At 64.0% G+C, this 10,774-nt stretch carries 12 protein-coding genes; 8 read left to right on the forward strand and 4 right to left on the reverse strand.

Annotation, left to right across the window (positions count from 1 at the left end; all coding sequences use genetic code 11):
- Together ASC93_RS31960 and ASC93_RS30565 are read right to left on the reverse strand one after the other, a co-directional pair.
- Positions 1-174 (reverse strand): transposase (locus ASC93_RS31960; RefSeq protein WP_056440395.1); only part of this gene is annotated, 174 nt, incomplete at its 3' end.
- Positions 175-545: 371 nt separating this feature from the next.
- Complete coding sequence (locus ASC93_RS30565) at positions 546-791, reverse strand: hypothetical protein (RefSeq protein WP_157201821.1); 246 nt, start codon at positions 789-791, stop codon at positions 546-548.
- A 209-nt stretch (positions 792-1,000) separates the two neighbouring features.
- Here ASC93_RS30565 and ASC93_RS09350 point away from each other — a divergent pair, with 209 nt between their 5' ends.
- Positions 1,001-1,885 (forward strand): TraB/GumN family protein, encoded by an 885-nt coding sequence (locus ASC93_RS09350; protein WP_056440397.1) that lies wholly within the window; start codon positions 1,001-1,003, stop codon positions 1,883-1,885.
- Positions 1,886-1,972: 87 nt separating this feature from the next.
- Here the strand turns inward: ASC93_RS09350 and ASC93_RS09355 are convergent, their stop codons facing one another.
- A complete protein-coding gene (locus ASC93_RS09355; protein WP_056440399.1) occupies positions 1,973-3,292 on the reverse strand; it encodes a homoserine dehydrogenase in 1,320 nt (439 codons plus the stop codon).
- 29 nt (positions 3,293-3,321) lie between these two features.
- Complete coding sequence (locus ASC93_RS09360; RefSeq protein WP_056440401.1) at positions 3,322-4,548, reverse strand: pyridoxal phosphate-dependent aminotransferase; 1,227 nt, start codon at positions 4,546-4,548, stop codon at positions 3,322-3,324.
- Between the two features lie 190 nt (positions 4,549-4,738).
- Here ASC93_RS09360 and ASC93_RS09365 point away from each other — a divergent pair, with 190 nt between their 5' ends.
- From ASC93_RS09365 to ASC93_RS31965, 7 genes are all read left to right on the forward strand, one after another.
- A complete protein-coding gene (locus tag ASC93_RS09365; RefSeq protein ID WP_056440403.1) occupies positions 4,739-5,134 on the forward strand; it encodes an Mth938-like domain-containing protein in 396 nt (131 codons plus the stop codon).
- On the forward strand, positions 5,131-6,798 hold the full coding sequence (locus ASC93_RS09370; RefSeq protein ID WP_056440406.1) for a glycosyltransferase family 39 protein: 1,668 nt from the start codon (positions 5,131-5,133) through the stop codon (positions 6,796-6,798). Before ASC93_RS09365 ends, ASC93_RS09370 begins: the two co-directional genes overlap by 4 nt.
- Positions 6,799-6,807: 9 nt before the next feature.
- On the forward strand, positions 6,808-7,182 hold the full coding sequence (locus tag ASC93_RS09375; RefSeq protein WP_056440408.1) for an EamA family transporter: 375 nt from the start codon (positions 6,808-6,810) through the stop codon (positions 7,180-7,182).
- Positions 7,183-7,304: 122 nt separating this feature from the next.
- On the forward strand, positions 7,305-8,444 hold the full coding sequence (locus tag ASC93_RS09380) for a DegT/DnrJ/EryC1/StrS aminotransferase family protein (RefSeq protein ID WP_056440411.1): 1,140 nt from the start codon (positions 7,305-7,307) through the stop codon (positions 8,442-8,444).
- A gap of 11 nt (positions 8,445-8,455) precedes the next feature.
- Complete coding sequence (locus ASC93_RS09385) at positions 8,456-9,439, forward strand: glycosyltransferase (RefSeq protein WP_056440413.1); 984 nt, start codon at positions 8,456-8,458, stop codon at positions 9,437-9,439.
- Positions 9,440-9,578: 139 nt separating this feature from the next.
- Positions 9,579-10,496 carry a formyltransferase gene (locus ASC93_RS09390; protein ID WP_056440416.1) on the forward strand — a complete coding sequence of 306 codons (918 nt, stop codon included), beginning with the start codon at positions 9,579-9,581 and terminating at the stop codon, positions 10,494-10,496.
- A partial coding sequence (locus tag ASC93_RS31965; RefSeq protein ID WP_229412660.1) for an NAD-dependent epimerase/dehydratase family protein occupies positions 10,493-10,774 on the forward strand: 282 nt, incomplete at its 3' end. The genes ASC93_RS09390 and ASC93_RS31965, both read left to right, overlap by 4 nt.

Here is a 10,774-nt window from a genome sequence, read left to right on the forward strand (position 1 = left end):
CTCCTTCATGCGCGCCATGAGCGACGCGTCCATCCCGCCGTACTTGGCGCGCCATTTGTAGAACGTGGCGTTGCTGATGCCGTGCTCGCGGCACAGCTCTGGCACAGGGCTGCCGGCTTCGGCTTGCTTGAGGATGGCGATGATCTGGCTGTCGGTAAATCGGGATGTCTTCATGTAGAGCTTTCTGTCTTAGGTAGAAAATTCTACTTCCAAACGCGCTCTTTTTGCGGGGGGATTACCCCATGAAGGGCATGTAGCTCGCTCCGTCAGTGGCCAAGTAAAGATTAGCCGACAGTAGATGCATTGCGTATCGCGCTCTATAACCTGCAACGCAAGAGCTCGTGGAATTTTCCAGCTTGCAGCTGTGCGAATAAGGAGTGCTTGATCCATACCCATAAGTTTGGTTGTTACTCGGCATATCAAACGTCCGCTCTTGGCCGAACCCGGCCGTTCGGGCAGCATACCAAGTTGCCGGGCTGGAAAGTTCGCGGAATGTCACGACCGACCGGATCCGCCCCATTGCGGCCGTACAGGTCGATGCTGGCTTACGCCTCTCGACTTTTTATTGCCTCAACAAAGCGTTCATGGTTTGCTTGGAAAGCATCGCCGCTAACATGCTTGGCGAAAAATGCAGTGTAAAGCTCGCCCAAGGCAACCTTGTCATCAGCATGTGGGCGTTCAACCCCAAGGTCATCAGCCATCCAGTTGTGGACATCAGATACATCAGCACCGTACCGGCATGCGCTGTAAATGAACTTACCGATACGTTCGTACTCTGCTTTTGCAGTCATAGAACCTCCTCATTCGCATGTGTTCAGATTACCCAAGTGCCCGCTTCTGGCCGAACCCAGCCACTCCCAAGCGTAGCACGTTGCCCAAGCCAAAAAATCACGCTCTGTCACGACAAGGTGTCGCGCGAAAAAGATGTCAAAATTAAATAGCTGCTGGGGAGATGAATGGATAAAATTCGGCCGGCTTACTCTTAGTCAAGGAAACGCTGATGGCTCGCCGGATCATTCTCACTCTTCTTGCTGCGTTCAGTCTGCTGGCCGGCCCGGCCTGGGCGGTCGAGCGCGGCGCGCTGTTCAAGGTTAGCGGCCACGGGCATACGATGGTTCTGTTCGGCACCATCCACATGGGATTGCCCGAATTTTTTCCGCTCGACGACAGCGTGACCAAGGCCCTGGCCGCTTCCTCCACGCTGGCCCTGGAGTTCGATCCGACCGTACAGACTGCGGAGTTGGCCGCGATGATGCGGCGCGCCGCAGCCACCACGCCCGCCATTGTCGCCGCCATGCCGCCCGCGCTCGGACCGCGCCTGACACGCCGGCTGGAGGCGCTCGGCGCGCCAGCGACGCTGGCCACCCAGTTCAAGCCGTGGATGCTGATCATCACGCTGGCAACGGTCGAATACGCCAAGCTCGGTTATCGGCCCGACCTGGCCGTCGACGCGTACCTGGCCAAACTGGCACACAGCGAGAACATCAAGGTCATCGGCCTGGAGACGGCCGAGAGCCAACTCGACCTGCTCGACCACCTGCCCGTTGCCGACCAGTGGACGATACTGGATGAAACCCTTGCTTCGCTCGATTCGGGCGAAGCGCAGCAGGACGCGCGGTCCATGACCGACGGCTGGGCCAAGGCCGATCACGCTACGCTCGACGCGCTGGCGCTCAAATATGAGACGGACCAGCGGCTGTCGTCGCAGATCATGCAGCGCCGCTTCCTGGCCGAACGCAACGGGCCGATGGCCGACAAACTCGACGGCTTGCTGACGCGTGAAAACCATACGATGGCGGCAGTTGGACTCATGCATTTGATCGGCAAGGACAGCTTGCCGGCCTTGTTGCGAGCAAAGGGACTGAAGGTCGAGCAGCTGTATTGAAAATTGAAAGCGACGAAGCCGCCCACCGTTCGCACGATGGGCGGCTTCGTCACGTATCCGGCCGGACGCAGGCGCCCGGCATGACCATCAGCCCAGGCTTTCCAGGCGAATGCGCACCACCTTGGCCACGGTCGTCGCCAGGTGCTCGATCTTGGCAATCGCGGCGTTGACGTATTTTTCGCGGGTCTGGTGGGTGATGATGACGATGTCCGTGCGCGCCTTCTCGCCCGGCTCCTTCTGCAGCACGGCGTCGATCGAGATGCCGGCGTCGGCCAGGATGCGGGTCAGGTCGGCCATCACGCCCAGCTGGTCCTGCACGGTCACGCGCAGATAGTAGCTGGTGCGGATGTCTTCCATCGGCAGGATCGGCACGTCGGCCAGTTCCGTCGGCTGGAACGCCAGGTGCGGCACGCGCGAGTACGGGTCGGCGGTCGCCAGGCGGGTCACGTCGATCATGTCGGCGATCACGGCGGATGCGGTCGGCTCGGCACCGGCGCCCTTGCCGTAGTACAGCGTGGCGCCGACGGCGTCGGCCTGCACCAGCACGGCGTTCATTGCGCCTTCGACGTTCGCGATCAGGCGCGCGCCCGGCACGAGGGTCGGGTGCACGCGCAGTTCGATGCCTTCCTTGCCGTCCACCGTCGTGCGGCGGGTGATGCCCAGCAGCTTGATGCGGTAGCCCAGTTGTTCGGCGTAGCGCAGGTCGACGGCCTGCAGCTGGCTGATGCCCTCGATGTGGGCGCTGCCGAACTGCACCGGGATGCCGAACGCGATGGCGGACATGATGGTCAGCTTGTGCGCCGCGTCCACGCCTTCGATGTCGAAGGTCGGGTCGGCTTCTGCGTAGCCCAGTTCCTGCGCCTGCTTGAGCACGGTGGCGAAGTCCAGGCCCTTGTCGCGCATTTCGGACAGGATGAAGTTCGTCGTGCCGTTGATGATGCCGGCCACGGATTCGATGCGGTTGGCCGACAGGCCTTCGCGCAGCGCCTTGATGATCGGGATGCCGCCGGCGACGGCCGCTTCGAACGCCACCATCACGCCCTTGGCCTGGGCCGCTTCGAAGATCTCGTTGCCGTGCAGCGCCAGCAGCGCCTTGTTGGCGGTGACGACGTGCTTGCCGTTGGCGATCGCCTGCAGCACCAGTTCGCGCGTCAGATCGTAGCCGCCGATCAGTTCGACGACGATGTCGATGTCCGGATTGTTCACGACGGCGAACGGGTCGGCCACGACCTCCACCTCGCTGCCGACGATACGCTTGGCGCGCTCGAGGTTGCGGACGGCGACCATGGCCACTTCGATGCCGCGGCCGGCGCGGCGGCGGATTTCTTCCTGGTTGCGTTGGAGGACGTGGTAGGTGCCTGCACCGACGGTGCCGAGGCCGAGCAAGCCTGCTTTGATGGGTTTCATATGAATGTACTGTCTGCTGTCTGTCGTTCTCAGCGCGCGTGGCGGCGCCGGTAGCCGTCGAGGAAGCGGGCGATACGGCCGCACGCATCCGTCAGGTCGTCGGAATTGGGGAGGAAGACAAGACGGAAATGGTCCGGCGTCTTCCAGTTGAAGCCGGTGCCTTGCACCAGCAGGACTTTTTCCTCGGACAACAGCTCACAGATAAATTGCTGGTCATCGGCGATCGGGTAGATCTTCGGGTCGAGGCGTGGGAACATGTACAGCGCCGCTTTTGGCTTGACGCAGGTAACGCCCGGGATATCGGTCAGGAGTTGGTGGGCCAGGTCGCGCTGGCGCGTGAGGCGGCCGCCCGGCGCGACGAGGTCGGCGATGCTCTGGTAGCCGCCGAGGGCCGTCTGGATCGCATACTGGCCCGGCGCGTTGGCGCACAGGCGCATCGAGGCCAGCATGTTCAGGCCCTCGATATAGTCCTTCGCATGGCGCTTTTCGCCGGACAGGACCATCCAGCCGGCGCGGTAGCCGCACGAGCGGTAGTTCTTCGACAGGCCGTTCAAGGTGACGAACAGGACGTCGTCGGCGAGCGAGGCGATCGACGTGTGCGTTTCGCCGTCGTACAAGGTCTTGTCGTAGATTTCGTCGGCGTAGACGATCAGCTGGTGCTGACGCGCCAGTTCGACGATTTCCAGCAGCACGTCGCGCGAATACAGCGCGCCGGTCGGGTTGTTCGGGTTGATGACGACGATCGCGCGCGTGTTCGGCGTGATCTTCCTGCGCATGTCGTCGATGTCGGGCAGCCAGCCGGCCTGCTCGTCGCACATGTAGTGCACGGGATTGCCGCCGGCCAGGCTGACGGCCGCCGTCCACAGCGGATAGTCCGGCATCGGCACGAGCACTTCGTCGCCGCTGTTCAGCAAGCCCTGCATGCCCATCACGATCAGTTCCGAGGCGCCGTTGCCCAGGTAGATGTCGTCGATGCCGACGCCACGGATGTTCTTTTCCTGGGTGTAGTGCATCACCGCCTTGCGCGGTGCAAACATGCCCTTCGAATCCGTGTAGCCGGCCGAGCTCTGCATGTTGCGGATCATGTCCTGCACGATCTCGTCCGGCGGATCGAAGCCGAACACGGCCAGGTTGCCGATATTCAGCTTGATGATCTTGTGGCCGTCTTCCTCCATCTGGCGCGCGATCTGCAGCGCCGGGCCCCGGATCTCGTAGCAGACGTCGTCGAGCTTGTTGGATTTCAAAATCGGTCGCAAAATATCACCCTGGAAATTAATGGCTGCGGAAAAGTGCCTGTTAAGCAGCCTGATCGGTAGCGCGTTGTTGCAATGCGAAAAACTTCATTCTGCCGAAAGCGCAAGGATTAAGCAACCCACCATTGCTGGGGCGTAGTGGAAACCAGTTACAATACGCGCCCTGTGCCTGTCATCTCCCGGCTTTTCCATCATGAAGCTACATTCCAGCAGCACCGAAAAATACCAGACGGTCACCGGCTACGACCGGTCCGGCGTCGAGATCAACGCCCAGCGCTTCGACTACAGCGTGCTGGTGATGCCCGAGGTGGCGCCGCGCCCGTGGCCCGTGGCGCGCTTCGAGGACCTCAAGGCCGAGCATTTCGAAGCCATCGCCGCGGACAAGCCCGACGTCGTCATCCTCGGCACGGGCGAGCGCCAGCGATTCGTGCATCCGCGCCTCGTCGCGAGCCTGTCCAACCTGCGCATCGGCGTCGAGAGCATGGACAGCCACGCCGCCTGCCGCACCTACAACATCCTGATGGGCGAAGGCCGCAAAGTGACGCTGGCGCTGATCATCGACACTCACGAGGGCACGAAGGCCGAATGAACGACCTGCACCGCAACAAGACCCTCACCTGGACCCTGCTGATCGCCTTTGCCGTCGTCCTGCTGTGCGTGCTGGGCGCACGCACGCTGGTGCCGCCGGACGAAGGCCGCTACGCCGAGATGGCGCGCGAGATGTTCGCCAGCGGCGACTGGATCACGACCCGCCTGAACGGCATCAAGTATTTCGAAAAACCCCCGCTGCAGACGTGGATGAACGCCCTGTCGTTCACCCTGTTCGGCCTGGGCGACTGGCAGGCGCGCCTGTGGACGGGGCTGTGCGGCCTGTTCGGCGTCGTGCTGACGGGCGTCGCGGGCACGCGCGTGTTCGGCGCGCGCGTCGGCTTCTATGCCGCGCTGGTGCTGGGCTCCTCGTTCTACTGGGTCGCGTGCAGCCAGATCGATTCGGTCGACATGGGGCTGTCCGGCATGATGACCCTGGCCCTGTGCGCCCTGCTCATCGCCCAGCGCGACGATGCGAACGAGCGCGAACGGCGCAACTGGATGCTCGCGTGCTGGGCCGGGATGGCGCTGTCCGTGCTGTCCAAGGGCCTGATCGGCATCGTGCTGCCGGGCGGCGTGCTGGTGCTCTACACGATCTTCGCGCGCGACTGGGCGATCTGGAAGCGCCTGCACCTCGTCAAAGGGCTGATCCTGTTCTTCGCGATCGCCGCGCCGTGGTTCGTGCTGGTCGGGATGCGCAATCCGGAGCAGCCGCACTTCTTCTTCATCCACGAGCATTTCGAACGCTTCCTGCTCAAGGAACACCACCGCGAAGCGGCATGGTGGGTGTTCTTCGCCCTGCTGGCGGCCGGCAGCGTGCCGTGGCTGGGCGTGCTGGTGCAAAGCCTCGTCGCCGGCGCGCGCGGCAACGGCGAGACGACGCGCTTCCGTCCGCGCCTGATGCTGCTGGTGTGGGTCGCGTTCATCGTCCTGTTCTTCACCAAGTCGAATTCCAAGCTGCCCGGCTACATCCTGCCCGTGTTCCCCGGCGTCGCGCTGCTGGTGGCGCACTACCTGGACGTCGGCACGCGCCGCGGCCGCATGGTGACGGCCGGCCTCACGGCGCTGCTGGGCGTGGCCCTGCTCGCCACCGTCCCGTTCATGCTGAAGCTGGCCAAGCATCCGGGCGAGGACGTGCTTTACGCCGCGTATCAACCGTGGGTACTGTCGGCCGGCCTCGTGCTGCTGATCGGCGGCTGCCTCGCCATGCTGTACGCGCGCCAGATGCTGCGCGACCTGTTCGTCGTCGTGCTGGCCGTCGCCGGTTTCGCCGGCACGGAGCTGATGCTGGTCGGCTTCGAACCGATCGGCAAGGTGCGCGCCGGCGTCGACCTGCTGCCCGCACTCAAGGCGGCCGGCGCCGCCGATCCAGCCGTGAAAGTCTATTCGGTCGGCATCTATGAACAGTCGCTGACCTTTTATCTCGGCCGTCCCGTGACCCTCGTCGACTACCGCGACGAATTCGACTTCGGCCTGCAACAGCAACCGGAACTCGCGATCCCGACGATTCCCGCGTTCGTCGCCCAGTGGCGCGCCGCCGCGGCCGCCGGCAGGCACGACGTAGCGATCACCCGTCCGGAAATCGCCGCCGACCTGCAGCGCCAGGGCGTCCCCTTGCGCATCGTGGCGGCGGATGCGCGCCGCACCGTCATCGCGAACTTTTGATCGTCTTCCATGAATCTGACTACTTTTGCTTTCATCATTTCCGGCGTGCTCCTGAACGCCTGTGCCCAGTTGCTGCTGAAAGCGGGCACGAACGCCCTCGGCGGCGCCATCCACCTCACCATGGCCAACTGGTTCCAGACCTTCATCAAGGTCGTGACCCAGGCGCCGATCCTGGCAGGCCTGGCCTGCTACGGCATCTCGCTCGTCGTGTGGATCATCGGCCTGTCGCGCACGGACGTGACGATCGCGTACCCGATGCTGTCGCTGGGCTATGTCGTGTCGGCCATCGGCGCGTGGATGTTCCTGGGCGAAGTGGTGTCGCCGCAGCGCCTGGTGGCGATCGGGGTGATCGTGATCGGCGTGGTATTGCTGGCGAGAACGTAATACGGCGCCGGACGGCGCGCTGCTACAATGCCGGCTTTGTCTGCATTAACAACATTCAGCCTGGCAAGCCGCACGATGGCTTGCCACGGATGACATCTTTACCGAGAGAATACGAGCTTCCCATGACTGCCGAGCTGCCCTTCCTGCCCTTTTCCCGGCCCACCATCGACGAAGACACCATCGCCGCCGTCGGCGAAGTGCTGCGCTCCGGCTGGATCACGACCGGCCCGAAAAACCAGGCATTCGAGGCCCTGCTTTCCGAGTATTTCGGCGGCCGTCCGGTACGCACCTTCAATTCCGGCACGTGCACGATGGAGATCGCGCTGCGCATCGCCGGCGTGGGACCGGGCGACGAAGTGATCACGACGCCGATCTCGTGGCCGGCGACGGCCAACGTGGTCATCGAAGTGGGCGCCACGCCGGTCTTCGCCGACATCGATCCGGTCACGCGCAATATGGACCTGGACAAGCTGGAAGCGGCGATCACCCCGCGTACGAAAGCCATCATCCCGGTCTACCTGTCCGGCCTGCCGATGGACATGGACCGCCTGTACGCCATCGCGGACAAGCACAGGCTGCGCGTCGTCGAGGATGCGGCGCAGGCCATCGGCTCGCTGTGGAACGGCAAGCGCATCGGCTCGTTCGGCGACTTTTGCTCGTTCAGCTTCCAGGCCAACAAGAACATCACGACGGGCGAAGGCGGCTGCCTCGTGCTGAACAATATGGAAGAAGCGCGCCTGGCCGAGAAATACCGGCTGCAAGGCGTGACGCGCAGCGGCGTGGACGGCATCGACGTCGACGTCCTGGGCGGCAAGTACAATATGAGCGACATCATGGCCACGATCGGCCTGGGCCAGATGAAGAACCTGGACAAGCTGACGGCGCACCGCGCCGCGCTGGCGCGCCATTACTTCGACTGCTTCGGCCCGGACTTCGAGGCGCAGACCGGCGCCCAGCTGCCGATCCAGGCCTTCGGCACGAGCAACTGGCACCTGTTCCAGATCATCCTGCCGGACAACGGCCCGGGCACGCGCGCCGACTTCATGACGCGCATGCAGAAGGAACACAATATCGGCACCGGCTACCACTACGCGCCGATCCACCTGTTCACCCTGTACCGCGAGCGCGGCTTCAAGGAAGGGATGTTCCCGGTCGCCGAGAAGATCGGCCGCCTGACCGTGACGCTGCCGATGTTCAACGCGATGACCAGCGCCGACGTCGAGCGCGCCGTGGCCGCGGTCAAGCAGGTGCTGGCAAAATGACGGGGGTGGCGATGAAGCCGGAAGTCTCCGTCGTCATTCCGGTCTATAACGAAGAAGCGGGCCTCGCGAACCTGTTCGCGCGCCTGTATCCGGCGATGGACGCGCTGGGCCTGCCGTACGAAGTCGTGTTCGTCAACGACGGCAGCCGCGACAACTCGGTGGCGATCCTGGCGGAGCAGTACCGCAAGCGCCCGGACGTGACGCGCGTCGTCCTCTTCAACGGCAACTACGGCCAGCACATGGCGATCCTGGCGGGCTTCGAACAGACGCACGGCCAGATCGTCATCACGCTCGACGCCGACCTGCAGAACCCGCCGGAAGAAATCCACAAGCTGATCGCCAAGATGCGCGAGGGCTACGACTACGTGGGCTCGATCCGCCGCAAGCGCCAGGATTCCGCGTGGCGCACGGTGGCGTCGAAGGCCATGAACCGGGTGCGCGAGCGCATCACGAACATCCACATCACGGACCAGGGCAACATGCTGCGCGCCTACGGCCGCAACGTGATCGACCTCGTCAACCAGTGCGGCGAAGTGAACACCTTCGTACCCGCGCTCGCGTACAAGTTCTCGCGCAGGCCGACCGAGATCGTCGTCGAGCACGAGGAACGCGCGGCGGGCGAATCGAAGTACTCGCTGTACAGCCTCATTCGCCTGAACTTCGACCTGATGACGGGCTTCTCGCTCGTGCCGCTGCAGATGTTCTCGCTGCTGGGCATGACCTTGTCGCTGCTGTCCGCGCTGCTCGTGCTGATCCTCGTCGTGCGCCGCTTCCTGCTGGGCGCCGAGGCCGAGGGCGTGTTCACGCTGTTCGCGATCGCGTTCTTCTTCATGGGCGTGATCCTGTTCGGCATCGGCCTCGTGGGCGAATACGTGGGCCGCATCTACCAGCAGGTGCGCGCGCGGCCGCGCTACGTCGTCGCCACGATCCTGCAGGGCGTGCCGGCGGACCTGGCGGAGACGGACGGGATCGAGAAGCGCCAGGTCGTGCGCTGACTGTCTGACCGTCGGCCTACAATACGTCGCCCCGCGCAGGCGGGGGCCCAAGTGCTGCCGGCTACTCGCGCAAAACTTGGGTTCCCGCCTGCGCGGGAACGACGAGTTAACTATTCATCGCCATCACGGCGCAAAGAACATGACCCACCCCCGCAAACGCGCAGTCGTCTTCGCCTACCACAACGTGGGCGTACGCTGCCTCAAGGTGCTGCTGGCCGGCGGCGTCGACGTCGCCCTCGTCGTCACGCACCAGGACAGCGCCACGGAAAACATCTGGTTCGAATCCGTCCTCTCGCTGTGCGAGACGGAGAACATCCCCTGCCTGACGCCGGACGATGCGAAAGGCGCCGATCTCGTGGACGCCATCCGGGCCGCGCAACCGGACCTGATGTTCAGCTTTTATTTCCGCCACATGCTGCCCCAGGCGATCCTCGACATCGCGCCGGCGTACAACATGCACGGCTCGCTGCTGCCGGCCTACCGCGGCCGCGCGCCCACCAACTGGGCCGTGCTGCACGGCGCGACCGAGACGGGCGCCACGCTGCACGAGATGACGGTCAAGCCGGACGCCGGCGCCATCGTCGCGCAGCAGGCCGTGCCCATCCTGCCCGACGACACGGCGTTCGAAGTGTTCGGCAAGGTGACGGTGGCGGCCGAGCTGGCGCTGTACGACGTGCTGCCCGCCCTGCTGGCCGGCACGGCGCCGCGCACGCCCAACGACCTGACGCAAGGCGGCTACTTCGGCGGACGCAAGCCGGAAGACGGCCGCATCGACTGGAGCCGGAACGCGCAAGACGTCTACAACCTGCACCGCGCCGTCGCGCCGCCCTACCCCGGCGCCTTCACCGACGCCGGCCCGCGCCGCTACGTGATCGAGCGCGCGCGCCTCTTCAACGGTAATGTGGATGGCCTGCCGCCGGGGCTCGCCGTCGTGGATAATGCCATCCTCGGCGTCTGCGGCGACGGCCGCGCGCTGGTCATTCACAGCCTGCTGGCCGATGGCCTGCGCATCACCCCTGCCGAACTGCGGGCACAACTCCAGGAAAACCCAACATGAAAAAAGTCCTCATCCTCGGCGTCAACGGTTTCATCGGCCACCACCTGTCCAAGCGCATCCTCGAGACGACCGATTGGGAAGTGTATGGCATGGATATGAATTCCGAGCGGATCACCGATCTGCTGAACAATCCGCGCATGCATTTCTTCGAAGGCGACATCACCATCAACACGGAATGGGTCGAGTACCACGTCAAGAAGTGCGACGTGATCCTGCCGCTGGTGGCGATCGCGACGCCGTCGACCTATGTGAAGGAGCCGCTGCGCGTCTTCGAACTG

This window comes from Massilia sp. Root335 (assembly GCF_001425685.1).
Lineage (GTDB): Bacteria > Pseudomonadota > Gammaproteobacteria > Burkholderiales > Burkholderiaceae_D > Telluria > Telluria luteola.